23 protein-coding genes and 1 tRNA gene are annotated in these 26,115 nt (G+C 65.9%); 7 read left to right on the top strand and 17 right to left on the bottom strand.

Features of this window, described 5'->3' with window-relative positions; all coding sequences use genetic code 11:
• Positions 1–50: 50 nt before the first annotated feature.
• Positions 51–995 (bottom strand): AraC family transcriptional regulator, encoded by a 945-nt coding sequence (locus AC4AMJ_RS27090; protein WP_489916022.1) that lies wholly within the window; start codon positions 993–995, stop codon positions 51–53.
• Positions 996–1,151: 156 nt separating this feature from the next.
• Between AC4AMJ_RS27090 and AC4AMJ_RS27085 the strand changes: the two genes are divergently transcribed.
• Together AC4AMJ_RS27085 and AC4AMJ_RS27080 are read left to right on the top strand one after the other, a co-directional pair.
• Positions 1,152–2,363 carry a cytochrome P450 gene (locus AC4AMJ_RS27085; protein ID WP_489916020.1) on the top strand — a complete coding sequence of 404 codons (1,212 nt, stop codon included), beginning with the start codon at positions 1,152–1,154 and terminating at the stop codon, positions 2,361–2,363.
• 2 nt (positions 2,364–2,365) lie between these two features.
• On the top strand, positions 2,366–3,394 hold the full coding sequence (locus AC4AMJ_RS27080) for a 2Fe-2S iron-sulfur cluster-binding protein (RefSeq protein ID WP_489916019.1): 1,029 nt from the start codon (positions 2,366–2,368) through the stop codon (positions 3,392–3,394).
• 89 nt (positions 3,395–3,483) lie between these two features.
• Here the strand turns inward: AC4AMJ_RS27080 and AC4AMJ_RS27075 are convergent.
• Positions 3,484–3,557: transfer RNA gene (locus AC4AMJ_RS27075), tRNA-Pro, on the bottom strand.
• A 272-nt stretch (positions 3,558–3,829) separates the two neighbouring features.
• Here AC4AMJ_RS27075 and AC4AMJ_RS27070 point away from each other — a divergent pair.
• Together AC4AMJ_RS27070 and AC4AMJ_RS27065 are read left to right on the top strand one after the other, a co-directional pair.
• Positions 3,830–4,246, top strand: a complete 417-nt coding sequence (locus AC4AMJ_RS27070) for a DUF7144 family membrane protein (RefSeq protein ID WP_489898002.1) — start codon at positions 3,830–3,832, stop codon at positions 4,244–4,246.
• Positions 4,247–4,511: 265 nt separating this feature from the next.
• The gene (locus tag AC4AMJ_RS27065; protein WP_489898003.1) at positions 4,512–5,138 is read left to right on the top strand and encodes a lipocalin family protein; all 627 of its coding nucleotides are present in this window, start codon (positions 4,512–4,514) and stop codon (positions 5,136–5,138) included.
• A gap of 111 nt (positions 5,139–5,249) precedes the next feature.
• On the opposite strand, the gene AC4AMJ_RS27060 is transcribed toward AC4AMJ_RS27065, so the two are convergent.
• The 4 genes from AC4AMJ_RS27060 to AC4AMJ_RS27045 all read right to left on the bottom strand — a co-directional run bounded on the left by AC4AMJ_RS27060 (position 5,250) and on the right by AC4AMJ_RS27045 (position 9,747).
• Positions 5,250–6,608 (bottom strand): dipeptidase, encoded by a 1,359-nt coding sequence (locus tag AC4AMJ_RS27060; protein WP_489898004.1) that lies wholly within the window; start codon positions 6,606–6,608, stop codon positions 5,250–5,252.
• Positions 6,609–6,632: 24 nt separating this feature from the next.
• Positions 6,633–7,976 carry a DUF2252 domain-containing protein gene (locus AC4AMJ_RS27055; RefSeq protein ID WP_489916017.1) on the bottom strand — a complete coding sequence of 448 codons (1,344 nt, stop codon included), beginning with the start codon at positions 7,974–7,976 and terminating at the stop codon, positions 6,633–6,635.
• A gap of 9 nt (positions 7,977–7,985) precedes the next feature.
• A complete protein-coding gene (locus tag AC4AMJ_RS27050; protein ID WP_489916015.1) occupies positions 7,986–9,449 on the bottom strand; it encodes a hypothetical protein in 1,464 nt (487 codons plus the stop codon).
• 115 nt (positions 9,450–9,564) lie between these two features.
• On the bottom strand, positions 9,565–9,747 hold the full coding sequence (locus AC4AMJ_RS27045) for a hypothetical protein (RefSeq protein ID WP_489898007.1): 183 nt from the start codon (positions 9,745–9,747) through the stop codon (positions 9,565–9,567).
• Positions 9,748–9,829: 82 nt separating this feature from the next.
• On the opposite strand from AC4AMJ_RS27045, the gene AC4AMJ_RS27040 reads away from it, so the two are divergent.
• Complete coding sequence (locus tag AC4AMJ_RS27040) at positions 9,830–10,777, top strand: helix-turn-helix domain-containing protein (protein WP_489898008.1); 948 nt, start codon at positions 9,830–9,832, stop codon at positions 10,775–10,777.
• A 314-nt stretch (positions 10,778–11,091) separates the two neighbouring features.
• Here AC4AMJ_RS27040 and AC4AMJ_RS27035 read toward each other — a convergent pair whose 3' ends face one another.
• The 5 genes from AC4AMJ_RS27035 to AC4AMJ_RS27015 all read right to left on the bottom strand — a co-directional run bounded on the left by AC4AMJ_RS27035 (position 11,092) and on the right by AC4AMJ_RS27015 (position 14,777).
• The gene (locus tag AC4AMJ_RS27035) at positions 11,092–11,544 is read right to left on the bottom strand and encodes a hypothetical protein (protein WP_489916013.1); all 453 of its coding nucleotides are present in this window, start codon (positions 11,542–11,544) and stop codon (positions 11,092–11,094) included.
• Positions 11,545–11,675: 131 nt separating this feature from the next.
• Positions 11,676–12,155 carry a Dps family protein gene (locus tag AC4AMJ_RS27030; RefSeq protein ID WP_489916011.1) on the bottom strand — a complete coding sequence of 160 codons (480 nt, stop codon included), beginning with the start codon at positions 12,153–12,155 and terminating at the stop codon, positions 11,676–11,678.
• A gap of 48 nt (positions 12,156–12,203) precedes the next feature.
• Positions 12,204–12,635, bottom strand: coding sequence for an organic hydroperoxide resistance protein (locus AC4AMJ_RS27025; RefSeq protein WP_489898011.1), 432 nt, complete (start codon positions 12,633–12,635; stop codon positions 12,204–12,206).
• Positions 12,636–12,755: 120 nt separating this feature from the next.
• Positions 12,756–14,216, bottom strand: coding sequence for a catalase (locus AC4AMJ_RS27020; protein ID WP_489916009.1), 1,461 nt, complete (start codon positions 14,214–14,216; stop codon positions 12,756–12,758).
• Positions 14,217–14,336: 120 nt separating this feature from the next.
• Complete coding sequence (locus tag AC4AMJ_RS27015; RefSeq protein WP_489898013.1) at positions 14,337–14,777, bottom strand: Fur family transcriptional regulator; 441 nt, start codon at positions 14,775–14,777, stop codon at positions 14,337–14,339.
• 245 nt (positions 14,778–15,022) lie between these two features.
• On the opposite strand from AC4AMJ_RS27015, the gene AC4AMJ_RS27010 reads away from it, so the two are divergent.
• Together AC4AMJ_RS27010 and AC4AMJ_RS27005 are read left to right on the top strand one after the other, a co-directional pair.
• Positions 15,023–16,045, top strand: a complete 1,023-nt coding sequence (locus AC4AMJ_RS27010) for an isopenicillin N synthase family dioxygenase (RefSeq protein WP_489916007.1) — start codon at positions 15,023–15,025, stop codon at positions 16,043–16,045.
• Positions 16,045–17,331 (top strand): amidohydrolase family protein, encoded by a 1,287-nt coding sequence (locus tag AC4AMJ_RS27005; protein ID WP_489916005.1) that lies wholly within the window; start codon positions 16,045–16,047, stop codon positions 17,329–17,331. Before AC4AMJ_RS27010 ends, AC4AMJ_RS27005 begins: the two co-directional genes overlap by 1 nt.
• A gap of 322 nt (positions 17,332–17,653) precedes the next feature.
• Here AC4AMJ_RS27005 and AC4AMJ_RS27000 read toward each other — a convergent pair whose 3' ends face one another.
• The 6 genes from AC4AMJ_RS27000 to AC4AMJ_RS26975 form a co-directional block, all read right to left on the bottom strand.
• Entirely contained in the window at positions 17,654–18,925 is a 1,272-nt protein-coding gene (locus tag AC4AMJ_RS27000) for an IS110 family RNA-guided transposase (protein WP_489896097.1), read from the bottom strand.
• 574 nt (positions 18,926–19,499) lie between these two features.
• Complete coding sequence (locus AC4AMJ_RS26995) at positions 19,500–20,147, bottom strand: hypothetical protein (RefSeq protein WP_489898016.1); 648 nt, start codon at positions 20,145–20,147, stop codon at positions 19,500–19,502.
• A 29-nt stretch (positions 20,148–20,176) separates the two neighbouring features.
• Complete coding sequence (locus AC4AMJ_RS26990) at positions 20,177–21,574, bottom strand: hypothetical protein (RefSeq protein ID WP_489916003.1); 1,398 nt, start codon at positions 21,572–21,574, stop codon at positions 20,177–20,179.
• A 1,219-nt stretch (positions 21,575–22,793) separates the two neighbouring features.
• A complete protein-coding gene (locus tag AC4AMJ_RS26985) occupies positions 22,794–24,092 on the bottom strand; it encodes a lipase family protein (RefSeq protein WP_489916001.1) in 1,299 nt (432 codons plus the stop codon).
• A 57-nt stretch (positions 24,093–24,149) separates the two neighbouring features.
• Positions 24,150–25,556 (bottom strand): GntP family permease, encoded by a 1,407-nt coding sequence (locus AC4AMJ_RS26980; protein WP_489915999.1) that lies wholly within the window; start codon positions 25,554–25,556, stop codon positions 24,150–24,152.
• Complete coding sequence (locus tag AC4AMJ_RS26975; RefSeq protein WP_489898020.1) at positions 25,556–26,059, bottom strand: gluconokinase; 504 nt, start codon at positions 26,057–26,059, stop codon at positions 25,556–25,558. Before AC4AMJ_RS26975 ends, AC4AMJ_RS26980 begins: the two co-directional genes overlap by 1 nt.
• Positions 26,060–26,115: the final 56 nt, after the last annotated feature.

Below are 26,115 nucleotides of genomic sequence, written 5' to 3'. Positions count from 1 at the left end.
CGGATCCATGGCGGCAGTCTGCGCCGCCTGCGGATCGGTGCGCCACCGCCTCAGCGGCGCCGCAACGTATGTGCCGGGCTCACGCCGTAGCGTCGACGGTATGCCGCGGCGAATCGGCTGGGATTACTGAAGCCCCATCGCGCGGCGGTGTCGGCGACGGTGACATCGCCGCGGGTGAGATCGTTGTGCGCGCGGTCGAGGCGGATGTCGGCGAGCGCACGCGTCGGTGTGGTCTCGACGAACTCCGCGAACGCCTCTTGCAGACGACGAACGCTGGTGCCGGCCAGCGCGGCCATGTCGGCCAGCGACCAGGGACGGGCGGGATCGTCGTTGAACCCGTCGAGCACGCGTTTCACGATCCCGGGCCGCGGCCGGCCGTCGCCGTCCGCCGACTCGGGTGTCGCGGCGAGCAGGAATGCGGTGGCGACAGCACTCGCCAGTTGTGGACCGATCAGTGGATTGGCCAGGAGGTCGACCGGCTCTCGCGCCTGCGCCGACAGCGCCTTGACCAGCGCGAGCCATGAAGCACCCTCGTCGCTTCCCACGTCGAGTTGCTCGGGCAACGCCAGTCGGCGACGAATCGGCGCCAGGTGGATTCGATCGGCTTCCCGTTCGAGATGCTCGGCGTCGAACTTCACGCCGATGACGTGGCAGTCGGCCGTCCAGTTCGTGATCACCGACGGCCGGTCAGCGGTGAAGATCGTGCCCCGCCCTGCCCTCGAGATGATCTCTCCACCGCCGGATCGAGAATGCAGCCGGCCTGACATCGGGATGTTCACTTCGTAGGCACCGGGATAGTCGCAGGCGATCGACACCGCCGCACCCCAATTGAGACGACCGATGGTGACCCCGCCCAGTTCGACGGTCCGCATGCTCAGGTTCACGTCGTCGTGGTCGTCGAGAGCGCGGAGCTCATGCGGGAAGTACACATCGGCGACCGCTCGATGTGCCGTGTCCCAATCTCGTGTTCCCACGAGTTCCGTCGACCTGGTCATGCTTTCTGTGTTCTACCGCATGGACACTCCGTGAAGCGACCCAGCTCACACATTGATCGCGCAATCGGTACCGGCGCCGCGCGATCGGTATCGATCACGATCGCTCGGCGCCCTAGCGTCTGTCGACATCCGCATCAGCCGAGTGAGGAGCGACGCATGACCGCCACGATTTCCTGGATCGACGACATCACCATGACCGAGCTGGAACGCAACCCGTACCCCGTCTACGAACGTCTGCGTGCGGAGGCGCCGCTGGCCTACGTCCCGGTCCTCGGGTCCTACGTCGCCAGCACCGCCGAGATCTGCCGCGAGATCGCCACCAGCGCCGACTTCGAGGCGATCATCACCAAGGCGGGCGGCCGGACCTTCGGACATCCGGCGGTCATCGGGGTCAACGGGCCGATTCACGACGACCTGCGGTCGATGGTCGATCCGGCACTGCAACCGCAGGAGGTGGATCGCTGGATCGACGATCTCGTGCGGCCGATCGCGCGGCGCTATCTCGAGACGTTCGAGGACGACGGCACCGCCGAACTCGTCGCCCAGTACTGCGAACCCGTTTCGGTGCGGGCACTCGGCGATCTCCTCGGCCTGCAGTCGGTGAGTTCGGACCAGCTGCGCGACTGGTTCCACAAGCTCTCGCGTTCGTTCACCAACGCCGGGGTCGACGAGAACGGCGAGTTCACCAACCCCGAGGGGTTCCGCGAAGGAGACGACGCCAAGGCGGAGATCCGGGCGATCGTCGACCCGTTGATCGACAACTGGATCGACAACCCCGACGACAGTGCGATCAGCCACTGGCTGCACGACGGCATGCCGGACGGGCAGACGCGTGAACGCGACTACATCTATCCGACCTTGTTCGTCTACCTGCTCGGTGCGATGCAGGAACCCGGCCACGCCATGGCATCGACACTGGTGGGACTGTTCACCCGACCCGAACAGATGGAGCAGGTCGTCGACGAACCTGCCCTCATCCCGCGCGCCATCTCCGAAGGCATGCGCTGGACCTCGCCGATCTGGTCGGCGACGGCGCGGATCAGCACCACCGATGTCGAGGTCGCCGGTGTCTCCCTGCCCGAGGGCTCGGTGGTGTTGATGTCATACGGCTCGGCGAACCACGATCACACGCTGTACGAGGCGCCCTCCGAGTACGACCTGACCCGTCCTCCCCTGCCGCACCTGGCGTTCGGCGCCGGCAATCACGCGTGCGCGGGAATCTACTTCGCGAACCACGTGTGCCGGATCGGGCTGGAAGAGCTCTTCGACTCGATCCCGAACCTCGAACGCGACACGAGCACCGACGTCGAGTTCTGGGGCTGGGGATTCCGCGGACCGACCTCGCTGCCGGTCACCTGGGAGGTGTGACGATGACACCGTCGTACTCGGTGCAGATCAGCGGCTCCGATCCACGCACCGTCGACTGCTCAGACGGCCAGCGCCTGCTCGACGCCTTCCTCCGCAACGGCGTCTACCTGCCGAACTCGTGCAATCAGGGCACCTGCGGGACGTGCAAGGTCAAGCTGACCTGTGGCACCGTCGATCAACCGGAGGTGCCCGAGACCGTCCTCGGTGCCGACGACCAGGCGGCCGGCCACATCCTCGCCTGCCAGTCGTCTCCGACGTCGGATGCCCAGATCGAGCTTCCCCTCGACACGGCCGCGGGCCCGCGACATCTGCTGCGGGACCTGGTCGGGACCGTCCGGGAGATCCGGCCGCTCGCGACCGACACCGTGCAGATCGAGGTCGGTCTCGACGAGCCATTGGAGTTCTCGGCCGGTCAGTACATGGAGATCGCGATTCCGGGAACCGGGGAGGTCCGGCAGTATTCGATGGCCAACCCGCCACGTCGAGACGACCGATTGGAGTTCCACGTGCGTCGTGTTCCCGACGGTGTCGCGACCGACCGGTGGATCTTCGACTCCCTGGCCGGCGGCCATCGCATCGACCTGCGCGGACCCTGGGGCGATTTCGTCCACGACGGCGACGACGGTCCGATGATCCTGCTCGGCGGAGGCACCGGATTGGCGCCGTTGAAATCGATTGCACGACATGCGCTCGAACTCGACCCGCACCGCGAGATCCACCTGTATCACGGGGTCCGTCGGCGGTCCGACCTCTACGATGTCGACTTCTGGGAATCACTCGCCGCTCGTCATACCGGCGTGCGCTACATCCCGTGTCTGAGCCGTGAGGACGGGTACGGTCGCCACGGCTATGTGGGTGACGCGCTGCTCGACGACTTCGACAGTCTGCGCGGTTACTCGGCGTACCTCTGCGGACCGCCCGCCATGGTCGACGCCGGCGTGAAGGCCTGCAAGCGCCGTCGGATGCCCGGCCGCAACATCCACCGGGAGAAGTACACCCCCGCGGTCAGCGGCGAGCCCGTCCCCGCCTGAGCGTCCCCGCGTTCCACTCTTCCCCCGGATACGAGGAGGCCCTGACCTGCGATGCAGGTCAGGGCCTCTACTGCTTCTCAACCAAAGCGTCGGGGTGGCGGGATTCGAACCCACGACCTCTTCGTCCCGAACGAAGCGCGCTACCAAGCTGCGCCACACCCCGTGTGTAGCCTGCGATAGCTTACCCCCACGCACACGCCAGGACTAAATCGGCAGCTCAGAGGGCATTCTCCGGCGCTCGTGCGCAGATCACCCACCTGATCACGTTACGGTCAGTGCGCCCAATATTGACCTTTCGTCCACGTCTGGCAATTAGAGTTCTCGGTACGCTCGTCCCGCTTCACAACCGTTCAGTATCGAAGTCGCTGTACCGAAGTCGCTGTACCGAACCTTCTGTATCGAAAGCTTGTCGAATCGCGTCGAAAGGACACAGTCATGAGCACACCCAACAGGGATGCCGATTACGGAGCGAAGGAAGGTTTCGCCTTCGGCATCTCGATCGTCGCGGCGGCATTGTTGTTCGTCGCCGGGTTGGTCGCGGTGTTCCAGGGCATCTCCGCGCTGGCCAAGGATGATCTCCTCGTCGTCGGCCCGCAGTACATCTACCAGTTCAACCTCACGTCCTGGGGCTGGATCCACCTGATCATCGGCATCCTGGCCATCATCGTGTCCGGCGGCCTCGCGGTCGGCCAGGATTGGGCCCGTATCTCGGCGATCATCATCGCCTCGATCTCGATCATCGCCCAGTTCCTCTGGCTGCCCTACTACCCGCTGTGGGCGATCCTGATCATCGCGCTCGATCTCGTCGTGATCTGGGCGGTCGCGACCTGGAAGCCGTCCGAAGTCGCCTGACCGCGACGCCCTCTGACCGTCTCGCCGAGCCCACGTCCCCCGATCCCTGAGGAGCCTCCGAGCCTGCGAGGATGCGTCACGAAGGGCCCTTCGAGACGCTCGCGGGCTCGCTCCTCAGGGCGGCGCCTCGCCTACGCTCCTCAGAGACCAGGTGTGGTCACGTCGATGCCAGGGACCGCGACACCCCCTGACCCGACGACCCATCCGCATCTCGGGCGGTTCCGAATCTCTGGTACAAACCAGCACACGAACGGAGCCGCCCGAGATGCGACTGACCCGCACGATCCGACCCCTGTTCACCCTCCTCGCGACGATCCTGCTCGCGATGGCAGCCCTCGTCGCCACGGCCGGCCCGTCGTCGGCCGCGCCGCTGCAACCCATCCCCAAGCTCGACACCGAGCGCTATCTCGGCTCGTGGTGGCAGCTGGCGGCGATTCCCGCGTTCTTCAATCTGAACTGCGCCAAGGACACCAAGGCCACCTACACAACGATCGACGCGACAACCATCGGCGTGGAGAACACCTGCACCACCTTCACCGGGCAGACGAACCGGGTCAAGGGGCAAGCAAAGGTCGTCGACCCGGTCACCAAGGCCCAACTGTCGGTGAGCTTCCCGCAGGTTCCGGTCAGCATCGACCCCGGCAATGCACCCAACTACATCGTCACCTGGGTCGCCGACGGCGCGACCCCGACCGACCCCTACCGGTTCGCCCTGGTCGGCGACCCGACCCGGCTGTCCGGTTACCTGCTGTCCCGCGACAAAGTCGTCTCGACGGCCACTCTGCGGATGCTGCGCGGTCAGATCGAGAAGGCCGGATTCAACTCCTGCACCTTCCTGGTGACTCCCACGACGGGTGGCCGCACCGACTACTCGCCACTCTGCACGGTCTGACCAGCTAGTTCGTCCCCCGGGTTTTCGATCGTCCGCCCAAAGTGTCTGGGGGACGTGCGAACACCCGGGGGAAGAACTCGGCCGCGGACGGACGTCAGCGAGGTACGAACATCAGCGCCGGGCAGCCTGGCGGGCGTACTCGCGCAGGAACGTCGCCTCGACGATCGCCATGTTCTCGATCTCGCTCGGATCGACGCTCTCGTTGGGCGCGTGGATGAGGCAGGACGGCTCCTCGACGCCGAGCAACATGATCTCGGCGTCCGGATAGGTCTCGGCGAACACGTTGCACAGCGGGATCGAGCCACCCTGGCCCATCAACAGGACATCGGTGCCGTAGGTCCGCTCCATCGCGTCGACCATCGTGTCGTAGCCGGGCCCCGACGTCGTGCCGGTGAACGGCGCACCGTCGGCCTCCCGCTCGAACGACACCTTCACGTGCCACGGCGCCACGGCGGCGAGGTGCTCGATCAGCGCGTCCTGGGCGTGCTTGGCGTCCATGCCGGGCGGGACACGCAGGTTGACCCGGGCCCGGGCTCTGGGCTGAATGGCCGCCGACGAACCGACGACCGGAGGGCAGTCGATGCCGAGAACCGTGGCGGCCGGACGCGCCCACACCATGTCCGCGATCGTGCCCGACCCGATCACATCGACCCCGTCGAGCAGGCTCGCGTCCTTACGGAACGCGTCGATCGGGTAGTCGACTCCCGGCCAGGTGGCCGAGGCGTCGAGGCCGGTGACCGTGGTGTTGCCATGCGCGTCGCGTAGCGAGGCCAGCATCGCGATGAGCGCCGCCAGCGCGTCCGGCGCGGCACCGCCGAACATGCCGGAATGCATTGCCGATGAGAGAGATTCGACGGTGACGACGATGTTGGCGATTCCCCGCAGACTCGCGGTCAGGCTGGGGCGCCCCACCGAGAAGTTGCCCGAGTCGCAGACCAGGATGGCGTCGGCGCGCAGGAGATCGGGATTCTTCGGGACGAAGTCCTCCATGCCTCCGGTCCCCTGCTCCTCCGACCCCTCGCCGACGATCTTGATGTTGACGGGGATGTCGCCGCCGAGAGCACGCAGTGCGGCGAGGTGCACGGCGATGTTGCCCTTGCAGTCGGCGGCGCCGCGCCCGTACCACCGGCCGTTGCGCTCGGTGAGTTCCCACACCGGCGATTCCCACTCGTCGTCGCCGAGCGGTGGCTGGACGTCGTGGTGGAAGTACAGCAGGACGGTGGGTGCGTCCTCGGGGCCGGCCAGACTCCCGGTCACCGCCTTGCTGCCGTCGGCGGTCACATGCGAGGCGACATCGTCGAATCCCAGCGACCCGAAGGTCTCCTGCAACCAGTCGACCATGCGGTCGCAGTCCTCGGGCGGTGTACCGGTCGGGTCGTACACGGAGCGGAACGCCACCATCTCGGCGAGCTCCGACTGCGCTTGGGGCATCAGTCCTCGCACCCGTTCGCGTAGCTGGTCGTCGGTCATGAAACTCCCTCCGCCTGAATCCGATCAGGCCAGTTCGTGAACCTTCAGCTGCCCATCCTCGATCGCCGCCAACATACCCGCATGGTCGCCCTCGTTCAGCTCGGCGTAGGCCACCGAGAACTCCGCGATCGCCTTGGAGAAACCCTTGCCTGCGGAGAGGTAGTCGGCGATGGCGAACCGGCTCGAGGTCCGGGCGTGCGCCTGGGCGAGCGCCCGACCACACAGGCGCGCATAGAGTTTCATCTCATTGGCGTTCAACGCCTCGATGACCACCGACCCTTTGCCGTCACGAAGCTGACGTGCGTAGAGATCACGACGTTCGCCGTTCTCGTCGAGCCCCGATGTCCACCCGAGGAACAGGTCGCTGGCCGCCTGCAGCAGCCGTTGGCCTTCGACGACCCGTTGCCCCTGGTTCGGGAACACGCTCGCCGGTACATACTCCTCGAGCACCGAACGTTGCGCTTCCTTGAGCTGGAGGAACAGCGGGTCACCGGAGTGCTTGCCGCGCATCAGCACGATCCACGCCCGCATCCCGACACTGCCGACCCCGACCACCTTGCGCGCGACATCGACGACCTCGAACTGGTCGAACAGCGCGCGGATGTAATCCGGCAACATCTCGCGGTACTCGGTGATCCTCTGGGTGATGCGATCCTGGATCTCGTCCGCGCGATTGTCCGGGAAGAGTTCATGCAGCGGCACCAGCAGCGGCGGATCGCTGCGAATGCTGATGTTGCCATCGGCGTCGGTCACGCAGAGCTTGCTCACGGCCTGTGCACTGTTGCGGTGATGGGCCTTCTTCAGGCCTTTGCGGGCGCGCTCGGTGGCCGAGGTGTCGAGCACTGATCCTGCGACCTGGAGCATCTCGTCGGCGTCGATGCGTGAATACCAGCAGTCCATCGTGCTCTGCTGGACACTCGTCGCCATCCATTTCCGATAGGACTTCGCGACTTCACGAGCGTGGTCCCAGGTCGCCTTCGCATCGAAACCGTTGCCCCGGCCGGCCACGACGATGCTGGCCGCCAGGCGCTTCACGTCCCATTCGAACGGCCCCGGACTGGTCTCGTCGAAGTCGTTGATGTCGAAGATCATTCGACGTTCCGGCGTGTTGAAGACGCCGAAGTTGCTCAGATGCGCGTCACCGCACAGCTGTGTCATGACGTCCGAACTCGGTGTCGCGGCCAGATCCGCCGCCATCACCGCGGCCGCACCACGGTAGAAGGTGAACGGCGTGGCTGCCATGCGCGCGTTGCGGACCGGCACCAGTTCGGGCACCCGCGACACCGCCTGCGCCATCAGGATCGACACGGGATCCTTGCGGGCCGACTTGTCCGGACACATCGCCAGCTCGCTGAATGTCGCCGACATCGGTGCCTCCTATTGGTACGAGACGAACCAGGGTGTCGGTCGTACCTGCATGGTGCGGGCCGGCGGGAACGTCGGATGGTCTTCGGTGTAGAAATTCTTCCACCCCAGCCACACATTCGGAGGCAGATCGGTGATCAAACGCCGCCAGGTGCCCATTTTGGTCGGCGGATCACCGTGGCCATCGGCGTGGATCACCGTCTGCAGTTCGGGCCGCGACGTCACGATACGTCCGCGGTCTTCCAACATGCCGCTGTCGAACTCGTGCAGGACCAGCAGTTTCTGCGGCAGGCCGCGCGCCCGGACCAGCCCGGCCAACCAGTCCGACGTCCGGTTCACCTCGTCGGCCGACACCGATCCGATCTGGGTCAGATGCACCTGATTCGGCTTGAGCCGCCACTCCGCGTCGAGCGCGAGACCGACGTTGGGTTCGGCGAGCAGATCCGCGTACCGCTTCGCCTGGGTCAGGAAGTCGGTGCGGCCGGGCTGCAGGTCGAGCGTCACGTAGATACCGGCGGCGCGCGCGGCGCGGACCCAGGGCCGCAGCTGGGCCGGTTCGATCATGCTGGAATACGAGTTGTCGGGGCCCGGTTCGGACGAGGCCACCGTGGCGATGATCTCGAAGGCCGGTACCACCGGTGCCGCGCTGTACGGCTGGTATTGCGCGGCCATCGCCCGCACCCGACGAATCGATGCGCCGAGATCCTGGGCGCCGAGCGGGCCGAGCGACGGAGCTCCGGGCGACCCGTACAGAGCCACCAGGCGACGTCCGGGAAACACCACCTGCCCGCCGCCGGGGAGCTCGGCCTCGGTCCGCGCGGCATGGACGCGATCAGAGAACTCACGGCTGTCGCCGAACCCCGCACCGAAGGCGCGGACGCCCGCGTCGGGATGCTCACGCAGCGCACGCACCGACTCGCCGGTGGAGCGGGGATCGGCCACGGGAACGCGGACGACGCGAGCACCCGCCGCCTCCGCGGTGGCCTCGGCATCGGGTCCGGCGTCGGCGGCGAGGTAGGCCAGCGTGGCATCCCGCGTCGCGATGCGCCTTCCCGACAACTCGTGCAGGTCGGTGGACATCGGCGCCGCCGTCACGGCGCCGACCTGGGTGGGGTCACCGGCGACGACGACCTTCTTCGTCCCGAGCCGACGCAACTCGCCGGCGACCGCGGCACGACTGGAGTCGGTGACGGCGAAGACGGGTACCTGATGGGCGTCGGCGACCTGCCGGATGGGCGTCCAGTCCGCCGCGCCGACCGACGGGGCGACCACGATCGCCTCGTCGGACCGCTCGAAAAGTGCTCGGCTGACCGAGACCCCGTCCGCCGGCGCCGGGTCGGCGATCACCCCGGTCGAGTTCTGCGGGAGTGACACGGAGTCAACCGGATCCGAGGTCGTGAACATCGTCGATGCGATGGTGAACGCGGCGATCAGAACGACAGCGAACGCCACCGCCCATCCGCGGAAACGCGACATCCGGATCGATTACCCCCTGCAGTGACCGTCGAGAACTTCTGGCGCTCCCTGGGCGCCGATGCCCCAACGTAACAGGCAATCCGCATGGCGCAACGTCACCGCCGATCCGGGGAGGTCACGCGCAGTCGCGCCGCCGGAATTGCAGCGCGAACAGTTCCTCGGAGACGCGGTCCGAGTCCGGACCGAAACCGAACGGCACCCGCGAGATATGTGCGGTCTGCCGGTCGGACCGGTAGACGATCAGCGCCGCCGGAGCGATGACAACGATGAGGATGGTGAGCAGCAGGATGGTGTTCATGACTGAAATTATGTTCCCGATAAAATCCGGCCAACAGTGGCTCGAATGACAATGTTCGCAAATTTTCTGCCATACTGGGTGAGTGCTCAGAAAAGTGGCCGCACTCCTCTATGAACCTGTGGCCTTGTTCGAATTCGGCGTGGTCAACGAGGTGTTCGGCCTCGACCGGACCGACGATGGTGTGCCGCCGTTCGAGTTCCTCATCGGGTCCCCCGATCCCGGAGTTCCCCTGAACATCGGCCACGGAGCATTCGTCGTCCCGCCACACTCGCTGTCCGACTGTGTCGACGCAGATCTGGTCGCGATCCCCGGCGGCAGCACCGAGCCGAACTTTCCCCCGGAGGTCCTCGACACGCTGCGCGCCGTCGTCGACAACGGTGGCCGGGTGCTCACCGTCTGCTCGGGGGCGTTCGCCGCGGCGGCCGCCGGATTGCTCGACGGTCGCCGCTGCACCACCCATTGGCGGTACGGCAAGAAGCTGGCGCAGATGTATCCCGAGGCGATCGTGAACACCGACGTCTTGTTCGTCGACGACGGTCCGATCACCACCAGCGCGGGAACCGCGGCAGGAATCGACGCGTGCCTCCACCTCGTGCGCGAGGAGTACGGACCCGAGGTGGCCAATCGGATCGCTCGGCGCATGGTGGTCCCGCCGCACCGCGACGGCGGCCAGCGGCAGTTCGTCGAGGCACCGGTGCCCGCGTGTGAGTCCGACGGTTTCGCCGCCATGCTCGAATGGATCGTCGAACACCTCGATCAGGACATCTCCGTCGATGACCTGGCGGAACGGATGCACATGTCGACGCGGACGTTCGCGCGCCGGTTCGTCGACGAGGTCGGCGTCTCCCCGCACAAGTGGCTCACCGAGCAGCGTGTGCTGCATGCCCGCCGGCTGCTGGAGTCCACCGCACTCCCCGTCGACGACGTGGCCGGACAGGTGGGCTTCGCCTCGTCGACCCTCTTGCGCCATCACTTCAACGCGGCCGTCGGAGTCACCCCGACCGTGTACCGGCGCCGCTTCGCGCGCTGAGTCAGCAGTCGCTCAGCAGGAGCAGCCGGTCCTCACCCGATCCCTGAGGAGCCTCCGAGCATCCCACCCGATCCCTGAGGAGCCTCCGAGCATCCCATCACGGTCCCTGAGGAGCCTCCGAGCATCCCACCCGATCCCTGAGGAGCCTCCGAGCCTGCGAGGATGCGTCACGAAGGGCCCTTCGTGACGCATCGCTCGTCCCTCGCGAGGCTCCTCAGGGACCGCGTGGGATCGCATCGCTCGTCCCTCGCAAGGCTCCTCAGGGACCGCGTGGGAATGCTCGCGAACTCGGCGGGCGCTCTGGCGACGAAGGCTCAGCTGTCGGCGTAGGACTCGGCGAAGGACACGCGCGGGGTGGTCGCGGTGTGGAACAGCGCCAGACCGGTGAATGTCAGCGTCGCTGCGCCGAAGACCACCGACACGACGATCGCCGCGATGTACACGACGGTGTGGAGCAGCCCGTCGCCCGACGACGTCGCGAGCGCGGCAGTGACTGCGAGGACCGTTCCGAGTAGCGCCCACGCGGCACTCCGGACGCGTGGTCCCACCACCGATGCGTAGAACAGCCGCTGATAGATCGCGAGCTCGAACTCGTCGACGGACGCGAGCCGGACGTCGTCTGTGCCGGCGAGTTCGCGCAGTTCACGGGCCAGTGCCACATCCCGCTGCAAGGTCGACGTCTCGCGCTCGCGGTATCGCACGAAGGCGATGACACCGATGGCCGCCGCGAGTAGCCCCAGACCGACAACTGCTCCCCAACTGTCCACGCTGACACGCTACATGCGGCCCGGAGCCCCGAGTGCGCCCGGTCACACCGAAATCACGACAAGTCGCCCGGACACGACGACGCCGACACGACCGGGGCGATCGGTCGTGTCGGCGTCGGGGCCAAGATGCGTCAGACGGTCTGGGCCTGCCACATCCAGTGCAGCTGCTCGAGTTTCGAGGCGAACCCGATGAGTAGATCCTGTGTCACCGGATCGGTCTTCTCGGTTGTCTCGATCCGCTCGCGTAGACCGGCGATGACCGCCTGAAGATTGTCGATCACCGCCGCGACGACGTCGGCGTCCTTGGTCCAGCCTTCGCCGAATCCCTTGGTGTTCGCGGTCTTGGCGACGGTCTCGGCGCGCCCGTCAGGGCTGACGCCGATGGCGGTCGCCCGCTCGGCCGCGGCGTCGGTGAACTCTCGGCTGACCGAGACCAATTCATCGAGCTCCAGGTGCACAGAGCGGAACTGACGTCCCACCACGTTCCAATGCGCCTGCTTGGCGATCAGCGTGAGGTCGATCAGGTCGACCAGGGTGTCCTGCAGGGCACGGCCGGTGATGGCCTGCTGCTCTTCGGTCAGGATGCTGGTGATCGGGGTGTTCGTGGCCATTGTTCAACCACTCCTTTCGAATGTGGGCTGTGTGCTGAGGTGGCGGGGTCAGACCCGCACCGTGATGTTGTGCGCGATGTTCCCCTTGGTGGCCTTGGAATACGGGCAGAATGCGTGCGCGTTCTCGGCCAGTTCCTTGGCCTTGGCCTCGTCGACGCCGGGGATGTAGGAATCGATGGTGGCCACGAGGCCGAAGCCGCCGTCGGACTCGTCTTTGCCGATCCCGATGGTGACGGTGACCGTCGACTCCTCGGGGACAGGCGAACCGGACTGCTTCGCCGTCGCGCGCAGCGCTCCGAGGAAACAGGCCGCGTAGCCGGCCGAGAACAGTTCCTCCGGGTTGCTGCCCTCTCCGCTGCCGCCCATCTCCTTCGGCGGACGCAGATCGAGATCGATTCGTCCCGACTGCGAGACCACTTCTCCGTCGCGGCCGCCGCCGTTCGCGGTGGAGGCGATGGTGTAAACGGGTTCGATTGCCATGGAAAGCTCCTCGTGTCGTGGTGCATTGACGTGCTGGATTCTTCGCTTCTCACTGAACGAACTACATTGATTCTGAACGGTTTCCGTCGTCAGATGATTCCCGGACCGGACTCGAGGAGATCAATCTCCCGATCCCTGGCGGACGCCCTCTTCCACCTTCTTACCGAGGTCGGCATCGACATTGCGCCAGTAGTCGAAGACCCGTGACAGCACCGGTTCGGTGACACCGTCCAGTACGTGCCCAACGATATTGTCCACCAATCGTTCTCGTGCCGCGTCGTCGAGAACCTCGCGGACCATCGTGCCCGCCTGCGCCCAATCGCTGTCCTCGGCGTGCTCGATGTATCCGGCACGTACCGCCTCGTCGCCGAAGGTCCACAGACCCTCGTCACCAGCCGCTGCCGGGTCGGCATGCGGGCCACCGAATGAATTGGGCGCGTAGACCGGCACCTCGGGAGCCGAGAAGTCGTAGGCCATCGCACCTTCCTTGGAGTAGGTGTTGACCTGCGCCGCCTTCGCCGAATTGACAGGCAGCTGTGCGTAATTGGTGCCGATGCGGTAGCGGTGGGCGTCGGCGTAGCTGTACACCCGACCCAGCAACATCTTGTCGGGCGAGAAGCCGATACCCGGCACGACATTCGACGGCTCGAAGGACGAGAGCTCGATCTCGGAGAAGAAGTTCTGCGGGTTACGGTTCAGCGTCCACTTGCCGACCTCGATCAGCGGATAATCCTGCTGCGACCACACCTTGGTGAGGTCGAATGGGTTGAATCGGTAGCCCTCTGCCTCATCGACCGGCATGATCTGGACCTTGAGTGTCCAGCTCGGGAAGTCGCCGCGCTCGATGGCCTCGTAGAGATCCTTACGATGATGGTCGGGATCACTTCCGGCGAGTTCGTCGGCCTGCTGCTGGGTGAGGAATTCGATACCCTGATCGGTCTTGAAGTGGTACTTGACCCAGAAGCGCTCGCCGGCCTCGTTCACCCACTGGTAGGTGTGCGAACCGAATCCGTCCATGTGCCGCCAGGTCTTCGGGATGCCGCGGTCACCCATGAGCCAGGTCACCTGGTGCGCCGACTCGGGACGCAATGTCCAGAAATCCCACTGCATGTTGTGATCCCGCAGACCCGACCCCGGGAGCCGCTTCTGCGACCGGATGAAATCGGGAAACTTGATGGGGTCCTTGATGAAGAAGATCGGCGTGTTGTTGCCGACGAGGTCGTAGTTGCCGTCCTCGGTGTAGAACTTCATCGCGAAGCCGCGCGGATCCCGCCAGGTGTCGGGGCTGCCCTGCTCGCCGGCCACCGTCGAGAACCGCACCAGCGACTCGGTCTTCTTGCCCGGCTGCAGGAACTTGGCCTTGGTGTATCGCGAGACGTCCCCGGTGATGACGAGCTCACCAAAAGCACCGCCGCCCTTGGCATGAACCACACGTTCGGGAACCCGCTCGCGATTGAACTGGGACAGCTTCTCGATCAGGTAGTGGTCGTGCAGCAGGATCGGACCCTGCGCACCTGCGGTCAACGATTCGTTGTCGCTGGCGACGGGAATCCCGGTGTTCGTGGTGGTACGAGGCGTCATGGGCGATTTCCTCTCATCTCGATGAGCTACGGTCGTGGCATCGGTCGACGCCAGGCCCTGCTCACATCTCACAAAACATGAATCACGCTGTCGGCGTGGCACTTCTACCGACTCCGGCAGTCAATCGTCGTCGGCGGGGTGTGCGGATCGGCATGCCGGACACAATCCCCAGAAGGTGACCTCGGCCTCGTCGATGCGGTAGCCGTGATCATCGTCGGGGACCAGGCACGGCGCCTGTCCGACGACACAGTCGATGTCGACGATCTCGCCACACCCCTGACAGATCAGGTGGTGATGGTTGTCCGCCGTCCGGGTCTCGTAACGAACCGGCGAGCCGGCCGGCTCGATACGGCGGAGCAGACCACGATCGGCGCAGGTCCTGAGCACGTCGTACACGGTCTGCGTCGACACACCGCCGAGTTGCTCCCGCACACCGGCGGCGACGAAATCTGCCGTCGAGTGCGGGTGCGCGTCCAAGATCTCCAGCGCCGCGAGCCGAGGAGCGGTGACCCGCATACCTGCCTCGCGAAGCCGGCGACTGAACTGCTGGCGATCCGACATGGCTCCACCGTAGCAGTTTTCTGGAGTAAGTCCAGAAAACGGAACCACTCCAGAAAATCAGGCCAGGCTCGCCTTGCTCGCCGCTTGAGTCGCGCACCACGGGTCGGTCGCCTATCATCGAGCGCACGAGGTCGTATGTAGCAACGGGCAGGCAAGAGTCCCGTTGTTCGCGTCCGCGGTGCCTCTCTCTCAGGTGTCGCGTCGAAAAGCGCATGCGAACTCATTTTCGAACGAGAGAGTCACCCATGCCTGACACCACCGTCGCCGACACCGCTGCGCGCACCGACGCCCCCTACGAGATGGCCGAACTCAACCGCGAGGCCTCGATGGGCGCCATCGGCACCGAGACCACCGACCGCGAGGTACGTCGCATCAGTCTCGCCGACTTCGATACGCGGCGTGACCAGATCGCCGACGAACTATGGTCCGCGGCAACCGATATCGGCTTCTTCCAGGTCGTCGACCATGGCATCGATCTCGACGAGGTCAACCGTGCCTTCGAGATGTCGGCGAAGTTCTTCGCCCTCCCCCGCGAGGTCAAGGCGCAGTTCCCGCTCAAGAAGGGGCAGAACGCCGGCTGGGAGCACACCTCGCAGGTCCGCCCCTCCGTGGGAACGCCCGACCAGAAAGAGTCTTATCAGCTGACGCTGCCCCGGATGGATGGACTCTGGCCCTCCGACGCCGAACTCGACGGCTTCAAGACGACGATCCTGGAGTTCGAACGCAAGTGCTGGCGGCTGGCCATGGACCTCCTCGGATGCTTCGCCACCAAACTCGGTTTCGACCGCGAGTTCTTCACTCGAGCACACGATCCCAGCGTCGACACGTACCAGAGCACTCTGCGGCTGCTGCACTACTACGCGTTCCCCGAGGAGCTGCTCGACGAGAACAGCGCCTGGCGGGCGGGCGCCCACACCGACTTCGATGCGCTCACCCTGCTGTTCCAGCGGACCAGCCAGGCCGGCCTGCAGGTACTGCCCGGCGCCGAGGCACAGGGCCAGGCCTGGACGCCGGTCGAACCCTCCGACGAGGCCATCACCTGCAACATCGGCGACATGCTGATGCGCTGGTCGGACGATCGTCTGCCGTCGAACTTCCACCGGGTGCGGGCGCCGCGGCGGGGCGAGTACACCGGACCGCGCTATTCGATCGCGTTCTTCGCACAGGCGAACACCGACGCGCTCATCAAGAGCGCCGCGGGCAAGTACCCGCCGATCACCGGGGGCGACTACATCGCCCAGCGCATCGCGGCGAATTTCGCGAAGTGATGAGCACTTTCAGCGACGTCACCGTGTACACCGGCGGCCGGTGGCTGGCCCATCAGGACGTCCGGATCGACAACGGAGTCGTCGCATCGATCACCGACGCGGCGGCACCCGGCGACGGAAACGGCCACCTCATCCCCGGGTTCGTCAACACCCACACGCACCTGCAGCAGTCACTGATGCGGGGCATCGCCGAATGCACCCCGCTGCTCGAATGGCTGCTGGCCGTGGGCGAGGAGACCGTGGCGATCACTCCGGAGCGGGCCTATCTCGCCGCGACCGCGGCATCGTTGGAGGCGCTGCGATCGGGCACCACCACCGTCGTCGAGCACATGTGGCCGCATCCGTCCGACGAGATCCACGGTGCGGTCATCCAGGCCCTGCGCGACACCGGCATTCGCGCCGTGCTCGGGCGGGGCGTCGCCGACCGCGCCGACGCCACCCGTAAGTGGGGGTTCGAGCCGCGCCTGATGCAGCCGCTCGACGAGGTCCTCGATCACGTCGACCATCTGCGCAATCAGGTGGAGGGCTCACCGATTTCGGTCGCCCTGGCCGTGCCCAACCCGCGGTCGGTCACCGAGGCCGGCATGGTCACCGTGCGGGAGTTCGCGCAGGCGCGTGACCTGCCGGTGTCGATTCACCTGCTGGAGACCCCGACCGACGACACGATGTGTCTCGCGAATGCCGGCATGGGCGCCGTCGACTATCTCGACAGCAACGGATTCCTCTGGGATCGCGTCCTGGCCGTCCACTGTGTCGAACTCGACGATGTGGGGCAACGGATTCTGGCCGAGCGCGGTGTCGCCGTCTCGCACAATCCGCTGTCGAACATGCGTCTCGGCAGTGGGATCGCTCCGGTGCCCGCGATGCTCGAACGCGAAATGATGGTGGGTCTCGGCGTCGACGGCGCCGCCAGCAACGACACCCAGGACATGCTCGAGACGTTCCGGATCGCCGCCTACGTGCAGCGGGCGGTGCACAAGCGTGCCGATTTGTTGGGGTTCGGCGAGATGCTCGACATCGCCTGCGGCGGAGCCAATGCCGCGCTCGGTCTACCGGAGATTGTCGGCGGTGTCAGCGCCGGCGCTCCGGCCGACCTGACGCTGATCCGGTTCGACCGCGACTTCGCCACCCTGCCCATCCGCGACCCGGGCGCCTCGATCCTCACCACAGGTTCGCGTTCCATCGTCGACACGGTGATGGTCGACGGCGAGATCGTCGTCGCCGATGGGCGCAGCACGCGAATCGACGAGGCGGAGTTCGCCAAGGAGTTGCTCGCGCTGGGGTGAGGCCGGCGCTCGGCGCCAACCGCTGATCGAGTAGGCGCCAAGCTTGCGAGGCACCCCACCCAACCGCTGATCGAGTAGCCGCCGAGCCTGCGAGGCACCCCACCCAACCGCTGATCGAGTAGCCGCCGAGCCTGCGAGGCACCCCACCCAACCGCTGATCGAGTAGGCGCCGAGCTTGCGAGGCACCCCACCCAACCGCTGATCGAGTAGGCGCCGAGCTAGTCCGAAAATAGAGGTGACGGGGCATGCTGGGGTGCCCCGCTCACGTTCGGGTGGTGAGTGGTTGGGTTCGTTGCGCTGTTGTTGTGTGGTGAGGTTCGGGCTACGCGGCCGGTTCGAGCGAGACCTGCCAGCCCAGTGACTGCAGGGCTTGGATGTGGTGGCGCGTGGCGCGGGTGGTGTTGCGGTGCTTGTCGTAGTGGTCGGGGCCGAGGTCCTCGAAGTGGGCGTCGGGATCGGACAGCAGCTGCCAAATGATGACGAGGATGGATCTGCCGACGGCGACGTTGGCCTTGTTCGTACCTCGGCGTCGCGCGATACGTCTGTAGCGGGCGCCGAGGAAGCTCCGCGACTTGGTGATCGAGGCGACGACCTCGCTCAGGGTGCGGGCCAGGTACTTGTTGCCCTTGCCGGTGGCACCGTTACCGGTGTTCTTGCCGGCACTGGATTTCACCCCGGGGGCGAATCGGGCCCACGACGTCAGGTGAGCGGGTGTGGGGAAGCGGGACATGTCCACACCGATCTCGGCGATCAACGCCGCGGCCGAAACATCAGAGATTCCGGGAATCTCACACAGGCGCTCGGCCTCGCGGACAAAAGGGGCCATGTGCTCAGTGATCTGATCATCGAGCATCGCGATCTCCTCGTCGGTGGAATCGATCCGTGCAAGCATGCGGGTGAGCAGGAAGCGGTGATCGTCGGTGAAACTGCCCAACGTGACACCCGCGAAGGCTTCGGTCAACTGCGGGATCTTGCGCCGCATCCGGGTGCGGGCCAGATCGGCCAATCGTTCGGGATCGGCCTGACCAGCGATCAATGCGTCCATCATCTCGCGCCCGGATACCCCGAAGATGTCCGAGGCCACCACCGACAGTTTGATACACGCATCCTCGAGGAGCTTTTCCACGCGACTCTTCTCCGCGGTGCGTTCGGAGACCAAGCTGATGCGGTAGCGAGTCAGTCGCCGCAACTGCCGGAGCTCTAGTGGCGGAACAAAACTTGGACGCAACATCTGACGTTCGGCAAGTTTGCACAGCCACACCGCATCCAGAGTGTCGGTCTTGGGCCGTCCCGGGACGTGCTTGACGTCATGAGCATTGACCAACCACGGATCAAGCTCATAGGCCTCGAACAGGTAGAACGGCGCTCGCCAATAATCGCTGGTCGCTTCCATCACCACCCGCGTCACGCCCAACTCACGCAAGTGATGGCCCAACGCCATCAACGACGGCACCATCGCTTTATGTTTGGTGACCTGTTGGTCGCGGCGTTTACGGCCAGTACCCGGCAGACGCACACAGCACACCACCTCGGCCTTGCCCACATCGAGCGCGGCGACCCGCTCGATGATCTGTTCCTCATCAACTACTTGCATCACCCCATCACCACCTTCGGTCGACTCGCACCCACTTCAGGGCGGCTGACCGGGGTCTGTTAGGGCACGAACTAATCTAGTCCTCGTACTCTCTGCCACCCGACTCGCGCCGAACAGCGTCGTTACAGTGAAGAGCCCACGACACAGACCCGCACCCGGCTTGCGAACGGCCTCAACAGTGCCAAAGATCGACGGCGTTGCCAGCCAGCCGCCCACTAATTTTCACGCCGGAACGAGCGTCCTGCCAAGGGCACATTGGCTTGCGAGGCACCGTATCGAGATCCCCGCCACCCGGTCTCGATACACCCTCGCCTAGCGGCTCGGGCTACTCGACCAACGAGTGGTTGAGTAGCCGCGCGAGCCTGCGAGCCGACCTCGTCCGCTGATTGAGTAGCCGCGCGAGCCCACCCAACCGCTGATCGAGTAGGCGCCGAGCTTGCGAGGCACCGTATCGAGATCCCCCGCCACCCGGTCTCGATACACCCTCGCCTAGCGGCTCGGGCTACTCGACCAACGGGTGATGAGTAGCCGCGCGAGCCTGCGAGCCGGCGTATCGAAACCCCACGCCGGCGACCTACCCCCGCAGCATCCGCGTCGGACGCATCCGTGTCGACGCCGGGAGCCATTGATTGACGGTGCGGCGCAACGTGAACAGCGCCGCGACGAGCAACAGCGCGAACTGAATCCACGCGATCACCGACATCGCCGACCAGACCTCCGGGTATCGGAACAACAGATCGTTCCCGATCGGGATGCACAGCAGGTTCACCACCACCGCCGCGAGGAAGAAGTTGCGGCAGTTGCGGCTGTGATGATTCGCCGCAGCGACGAGAAGTGCGTACTCCACGGCCAGGAACACTACGATCATGATGAGCATGAACGGCGGGAAGAAGCCCGCCAGCGAGTTGACCCGGTCCTCGGGGCTGGCATTGCGCGGATCCTCGACGATGCCCTGGAGCAGGCGGTCCCGCAGCAGATCGGTGATCGTGCCGAGGTTGACGAACCCGTAGACCACGCTGACCGCACCGGCGATCGCCGCACCCCAGAATGCGACACGCGCATGCAGCGCCAGCGCCTCGGGCGGTGGTCCGGGGTCGTCGGCTCGTGGCGGGTAGAGATTCGCCTGGTCGCGGTCCCGGGAACTCCGCTCGATGGCGGCCAGGTCCTCGGCGTCGAGTTCGGCCTGCGTCGGAATCCGATCCGGGTCGTCGGGGTCGGTCATGTGACCGATTGTTCCACGCTGCCGATGGGTCACCGCGCGATCTTCAGCATCCTGCCGACGGTCGCCTGCCAGAGGGTGCCGTCGCGGGCAATGGTCCCCGTCAACTCGAGCGGCTCGTCGATCGGGCCGTCCCCGACCCTGAGCGTGCGGACTCGTTTACCCGTGGCGAAATCGGTTGCCACGTAATAGATCGGACCCACCTGCTGGATGGTTCCTGGTACGTACGGGCCGTAGCCGAGCGCATTGATCAGGCCATCGGCACGCGACAGCTTCGGCAGCGTCGCGATGCGGTCGGAGTTCTCCCACACCCGCCGGCAGCCCTTCTCCGACACGTCGACCCTCGTCGCGCCACCGACGAACGGCGCGTTTGCCGGCACGCTCGGACCGGTGACCGCCATCGGCGGGTACTGATAGCCGTAGGTACTGGGGATGACCAGCGCAGTGCCCCACGCCATGATCGAGTTCTCGGTGCCCTGACCCGATGTACCGAACGCGGGCATCCGGCAGACGGTGGAACCGGTGTCGCTGTCGTAGACGATCAGCTGTGGACGCGCCGCGTTGTCGACGATCGCGACCCAGCCGTCGCCGCCGGGTCCGAAGTAGGTCGGTGTGGTGCCTGAGCCCCACGTCAACTGGCCGGGCCGGCGCGCCTCGCCCCGGTCGTACGCCCGGCGCCAGATGGTGCGCGGCACACCGTTGTCACCGGCGGTCATCTCGTAGAGCGCGTGGGTGGTCAGCACCGACGCATGATCACCGCGCATGGTGAGCCCGTTGCCCAACTCCTCGCCCGGCCGCAGGTGCATCGACCGGACCCGCTTGGCCGCATCCACCGTCCCGACGACACCCTTGGTGGTGACGAACCAGACCCGGCCGCGCTCGTCCGGTGCGAGACCCGTCACCGCGTCGCCGGGCGGAATGTGGCTGCTGACGTCGACACGGTCGTCGACATAGACCTGCCAGCCGGTCGCGCTCCGACGATGCGCGACGCGCAGGATCGCACCGGACCCGTCCGCGACGACGACCCGGTCACGCCCGTCGAGGTAGCCGTACACGCCGCCGAGCAGGCCGCCTTTTGTCAGCTGCAGTGACGCCAGCGGGGCCGCCGTGTGCGGATCGAACAACGTCACGGTGGGCGCGGCGAACGCCGGCGGATCAAGGGCGACGAACTGCGTACACAGTGACACCGGCATGCCGTCGTGTCCTATGAACGTCGCAGCGCACGCCCCGCCGGGTACCGACGACGCCGCCAACCGGGCGCTTCTCCCCGGCCCGCGGAACGGCGTCGAGTCGGTCGAGTAGAGGTCACCGTGCATGAGTGAGGTTCCGGCAGGCCCGAGGCCGACCTGTGCGTACGCAGGCGGCGCCACCAGCGCAAACGATGCGATCACCGCCAACAGCACGACGGCCCCGACGGCCACACTCGACATCCATTTCACCCGCACATCAGACCACGTAGCAGTGCACAGCTGAGCCGAAATCGAGTAGTCGTCTCAAGCTGTGAAAAGCCTGAGGGGATATTGGGGTAGTTGAGCACTCGCGTGCGTTTTGTCCGTTTTTGTGACGCTGATCTCGGCCGGACGGTCCGGTTTCTCCACCTCGAAAGGAACGAGATCATGCGAAAGAAAACCATCACAGCCATCGCCGCGTCAGGCGCACTCGCCGCGTCGACCATCGGGCTGACGGCCGGCTTTGCGCCCGCCGCTGCCGACATCCCGATCGGCGTCTTCAACAGCTGCGCAGGCCATCCCGGGACCGGCTTCCCCTACACCAATGGATACGGGGACGTGATCTTTCCTGACTCCCAACCCAAGGTGGTGAGTCCCAGTGCGATGTACCTCGAGTTGCTGAACCTCGGTTCGATCATTCAGACAATCCCGGCACCCGGGAAACTCGGCACGACCTACGACATCGTCCTGAAGACGAGCCAACCCGGGATCGGCTACGGTGAAGGGCCAATACGCCCACAAACACGGAGGCTCGTGGCACCTCTGCCGTGTCGGCGGCACCGTCCTCACGAGTTGAGGCAAGTCAGGTCCGATGAACACGAGCGCGCATCGAAGGCCGTGACGATCCGCCATGATCGTCACGGCCTTCACCCTTTCGGGCCCACGAGTCTTCACCTCGCCACGACGGATACGCTACGACCGCCCCGACCAGGCCCCTCACGGGCATCGTCGAGGTTCCCTACGTTCGCAGCATCCGCTCCGAGGTGATGCCGCGATCGAGGCCGGGATCACCTTTCGCCATCTGGCTGACTCTGCCCGGGCCCGATGCGGCCGGAATCTCATCGGGGTCGTGCCCATCTGCGTGCGAACGAGGAAGTTCCACTTTTGTGGCACCGGCATGAATTCCGGCCTGAATCAGTTCCGACGTTCCCATCGGCCGATCAGGTCTATTGCGCGTGTGCGGGCCGCTACCAGGGAAACGTTCCGATCAGCGACGCCACCGCGGCCGCTCGCGATTTCCACCCCATCCAGACATTGATCATGTCGGCACGAGAATCTGAGCACAATCAGGGCCTGCTGCGGCGATGCTGGTCGCGGTCGGATTGCGAACTGGCTGAAATCGTCCCCGCCAGCGACCATCAAGGGATATTTCCCTCGGAAAGCGCTCACGGGGACGATCGTGTCCATCCGCGCCCGGCAACTACCCGTTCAACTCCCCCATCAGGAAGTTCATCGCCGGCAACAGCGTGCCCAGCATCGGCAGGGCGTGATTGACCACCAGGCCCGGGAAGATCGGCGGCGTCGGGTTGGTCACCATCGCGACGTCGGCGCCCTGACCCTTCCAATCACGGTAGAGCTGCACCACCTGCCCGTACGGGATGACGTCGTCGTTGATGCCGCCCTCGAGCAGGACCGGCGCGTTGGGCTTGAGCCGGCCAATGCGCTGGTCGTCGACGGCCTTGCGCGCCACCGGAGACCGGGCGATCACCGCGGAGAGCGATTCGCCCGTCCGGGTCCACTGGTTGGTGTGAGCGAACCCGTAGGTCAGGCCCGTGTCGCCGATGCATTGTGTCGCCACGTTCTTCAGGACCTGGCGGCCGGTCGGTGTCGTCTCCCGGTCGAGAATCGGCTGCAGTGCCGGATACCGCGCCGCGAGACCATTGATCGCATAGCCGATGGCACCGGCGATGAAGGTGCCGTCGATCTGACTGGTCACCTTGGCCAGATCGGCCGGCGGGGCGCCCGCGTAGGTGGCCTTGACGTTGAGCTCGGGAGCGTAGGTCGCGGCGAGCTCGGCCGCCGACGCCGCCGCACCGCCTCCCTGCGAATATCCCGAGAACGCGACCGGCGCGTTCGCCGGAGCGTGGGCGACCCGCAATGCGGCCCGCGCCGCGTCGAGCATCGCATGGCCCGATTCGAGCCGATTCACGTACGTGTGCACGCCCGGCGTGCCCATGCCGATGTAGTCGGTCATCGCCACCCGCACGCCGTTGAGCAACAGCAGGTTCATCTCGAGACCCGAGTAGTTGACCGCCAGACTCGGTTTCGACGGGTCGATGGCCAGCGGGAAGCTCATCATCTTGGATCCGGCGCACTGATCGCCCTGGCCGACGGTTCCCGGTCCGAGCACGACGGTCGGCCGCGGACCCTTACCCCGCCATGGCGCGGTCGGCTCCACCACCGTTCCGGTGACCGCTGCGGGCGTCCCGTCCTGGTACGCCGAGGTGTACATGATGCGCGTCCCGGTACCCGGCCACTGATCGGGCACCCCCGGGATCTGCAGGAGCAACGGGCTCGGTTGCGACTTGATGATCGACCCCGGTGCGCTCGCGAAGTGCGTCGGTGGTGTGTAGAAATCCCCCGCCGCACTCGCCGGCGGCGCGGCGACGACCAGTCCGGCCCCCACGACCAGACCGGTGGTCAGCACCGTCGCCCAGCGACCCGGTGACCAGGACCGACGGCGTGTTCCTCCTGAGATTTTCCCCCATGTACGTCTCATGGAGAGGTAACCTACCGCACAGTAACCTGGTCAGGTGATCCGGGTCATCACGCCGCGTCAGATGAACACCCCGAGCGCGAGCACCACGACGAGCCCGGTCACCGACAACACCGTCTCCATCATCGACCACGTCTTGAAGGTCTGGCCGACACTCATCCCGAAGTACTCCTTGACCAGCCAGAAGCCGGCGTCGTTGACGTGGGACAGGAAGACCGATCCCGCACCGATGGCCAGCACGACCAGCGACACTTCGCCGGAGCTCAATCCGTCGACCAGTCCCAGCATCAGCGATGACGCCGTGATCGTTGCGACGGTCGCCGATCCCGTGGCCAGGCGGATCAGCGCGGCGAGGACCCAGGCGAGCAACAGGACAGAGATGTTGACGTCGGTGGCCCAGTCGGCCAGCAGTGTGCCGATACCGGTGTCGACGAGGACCTGCTTGAAGCCGCCGCCGGCCGCGACGATGAGCAGGATGCCGGCGATCGCGGGCAGCGCCGCACCCGTGCACTTGGAAATCGTCGCCCGATCCATCCCCGACCCGCGGCCGAGCGTGAACATCGCGACCACCACCGCGATCAGCAGTGCGATGACCGGGGTACCGAGAACATCGAGCACCTTCCGGACGATCTGGTTCTCGTCGTCGATGAAGATCTCCGCCAACGCCTTACCGAGCATCAGGACCAGCGGCAGCAGGACGCTGAACATGGTGATGGCGAAGCTCGGACGACGGGTGGTCGGGCCGTCTGCCGGGTCCGCGTCGAAGGTATGCGGGATGGGCACGGTGACCCATCGGGCCGCGAGGGTCCCGAACAGCGGACCCGAGACGATGATCGTGGGGATCGCGACCAGCACGCCGAGCGCCAGCGTGGTGCCCAGGTCGGCGCCGAGGGCGTCGATGGCCACGAGCGGGCCGGGGTGCGGCGGCACGAACCCGTGCATGGCCGACAGACCGGCCAGCGCCGGGATACCGATCGGGATCAGCCCCAGACCCGAACGACGTGCCACCAGGTAGATCACCGGCATCAGGAGCACGAGTCCGATCTCGAAGAACATCGGCAGGCCGATGATCGCGCCCACGAGCGCCATCGCCCACGGGAGCAGCCGTGGCGACGCGTGTCCGACGATGGTGTCGACGATCTCGTCCGCTCCGCCCGAGTCCGCCAACAATTTGGCGAACATGGCACCGAGCGCGATGAGGATGCCGACGCCGGCCGCCGTGGCACCGAACCCCGTGGTGAATGAGTCGAGCAGGGTCGGGATCGATTCGCCCGCAACGATTCCGACCGTCGCGGCACCACCGATCAACGCGAGGAACGGATGCACCTTGGCGATGGTGATGGCCAGCACGATCACCGCGATGCCGGCCAGCGCAGCCACTATCAGTTGCCAGCCGGACGCGATGGGCTCGGGCAGTTCGGTGTCGACGGCGAGTACCGCCGTCGACGGATTGGTCAGAGAGATCATCACTTCGCACTTTCCGTTTCGAGAATGTCGACCGACTGGTTCACGATGGCGTCGACGCCTTGATCGACGTCGACGACGCCGCCCCGCTCGTCGACACCGAGTGGTTCGAGGGTGGCGAACTGCGATTCGAGCAGGTTCGCCGGCATGAAATGTCCCGGCCGGGAGGCCTGCCTGCGGGCGATGACCTCCATCGGGCCGTCGAGGTGCACGAAGAACACCGAGGATGCATGCGCGCGCAGCTGATCGCGATACGAATGCTTGAGCGCCGAGCAGCTCATCACGCCGCCGTCGGCGTGTTGCGCCAGCCACTCGCCGATGGTCTCCAGCCACGGGCGGCGGTCATCGTCGTCCAGCGCGTGCCCGGCCGACATCTTGGCGATGTTCTCGGGCGGATGAAAGTCGTCCGCATCCGCGAACGGCACCTGCAGGCGCTGGGCCAACGCCGCACCCACGGTTGACTTGCCCGACCCCGACACACCCATCACGACCACTGGTGACCGCATGCGCACTCCTCACATGTTGTGTTGCTGGTCACATAGAGTGCCTCAATAGTCATACT

This window comes from Gordonia sp. LMA484, from assembly GCF_058129505.1.
The sequence above is the reverse complement of the archived record's forward strand: the minus strand, read 5'-3'. Positions and strand labels throughout refer to the sequence as shown.

What these genes read in the sequence shown, in the direction of transcription:
- AC4AMJ_RS27090 (WP_489916022.1), bottom strand. Translation starts at nt 995, where the DNA reads ATGACCAGGTCGACGGAACTCGTGGGAACACGAGATTGGGACACGGCA.
- AC4AMJ_RS27085 (WP_489916020.1), top strand. Translation starts at nt 1,152, where the DNA reads ATGACCGCCACGATTTCCTGGATCGACGACATCACCATGACCGAGCTG.
- AC4AMJ_RS27080 (WP_489916019.1), top strand. Translation starts at nt 2,366, where the DNA reads ATGACACCGTCGTACTCGGTGCAGATCAGCGGCTCCGATCCACGCACC.
- AC4AMJ_RS27070 (WP_489898002.1), top strand. Translation starts at nt 3,830, where the DNA reads ATGAGCACACCCAACAGGGATGCCGATTACGGAGCGAAGGAAGGTTTC.
- AC4AMJ_RS27065 (WP_489898003.1), top strand. Translation starts at nt 4,512, where the DNA reads ATGCGACTGACCCGCACGATCCGACCCCTGTTCACCCTCCTCGCGACG.
- AC4AMJ_RS27060 (WP_489898004.1), bottom strand. Translation starts at nt 6,608, where the DNA reads ATGACCGACGACCAGCTACGCGAACGGGTGCGAGGACTGATGCCCCAA.
- AC4AMJ_RS27055 (WP_489916017.1), bottom strand. Translation starts at nt 7,976, where the DNA reads ATGTCGGCGACATTCAGCGAGCTGGCGATGTGTCCGGACAAGTCGGCC.
- AC4AMJ_RS27050 (WP_489916015.1), bottom strand. Translation starts at nt 9,449, where the DNA reads ATGTCGCGTTTCCGCGGATGGGCGGTGGCGTTCGCTGTCGTTCTGATC.
- AC4AMJ_RS27045 (WP_489898007.1), bottom strand. Translation starts at nt 9,747, where the DNA reads ATGAACACCATCCTGCTGCTCACCATCCTCATCGTTGTCATCGCTCCG.
- AC4AMJ_RS27030 (WP_489916011.1), bottom strand. Translation starts at nt 12,155, where the DNA reads ATGGCCACGAACACCCCGATCACCAGCATCCTGACCGAAGAGCAGCAG.
- AC4AMJ_RS27025 (WP_489898011.1), bottom strand. Translation starts at nt 12,635, where the DNA reads ATGGCAATCGAACCCGTTTACACCATCGCCTCCACCGCGAACGGCGGC.
- AC4AMJ_RS27020 (WP_489916009.1), bottom strand. Translation starts at nt 14,216, where the DNA reads ATGACGCCTCGTACCACCACGAACACCGGGATTCCCGTCGCCAGCGAC.
- AC4AMJ_RS27015 (WP_489898013.1), bottom strand. Translation starts at nt 14,777, where the DNA reads ATGTCGGATCGCCAGCAGTTCAGTCGCCGGCTTCGCGAGGCAGGTATG.
- AC4AMJ_RS27010 (WP_489916007.1), top strand. Translation starts at nt 15,023, where the DNA reads ATGCCTGACACCACCGTCGCCGACACCGCTGCGCGCACCGACGCCCCC.
- AC4AMJ_RS27005 (WP_489916005.1), top strand. Translation starts at nt 16,045, where the DNA reads ATGAGCACTTTCAGCGACGTCACCGTGTACACCGGCGGCCGGTGGCTG.
- AC4AMJ_RS27000 (WP_489896097.1), bottom strand. Translation starts at nt 18,925, where the DNA reads ATGCAAGTAGTTGATGAGGAACAGATCATCGAGCGGGTCGCCGCGCTC.
- AC4AMJ_RS26995 (WP_489898016.1), bottom strand. Translation starts at nt 20,147, where the DNA reads ATGACCGACCCCGACGACCCGGATCGGATTCCGACGCAGGCCGAACTC.
- AC4AMJ_RS26990 (WP_489916003.1), bottom strand. Translation starts at nt 21,574, where the DNA reads ATGTCGAGTGTGGCCGTCGGGGCCGTCGTGCTGTTGGCGGTGATCGCA.
- AC4AMJ_RS26985 (WP_489916001.1), bottom strand. Translation starts at nt 24,092, where the DNA reads ATGAGACGTACATGGGGGAAAATCTCAGGAGGAACACGCCGTCGGTCC.
- AC4AMJ_RS26980 (WP_489915999.1), bottom strand. Translation starts at nt 25,556, where the DNA reads ATGATCTCTCTGACCAATCCGTCGACGGCGGTACTCGCCGTCGACACC.
- AC4AMJ_RS26975 (WP_489898020.1), bottom strand. Translation starts at nt 26,059, where the DNA reads ATGCGGTCACCAGTGGTCGTGATGGGTGTGTCGGGGTCGGGCAAGTCA.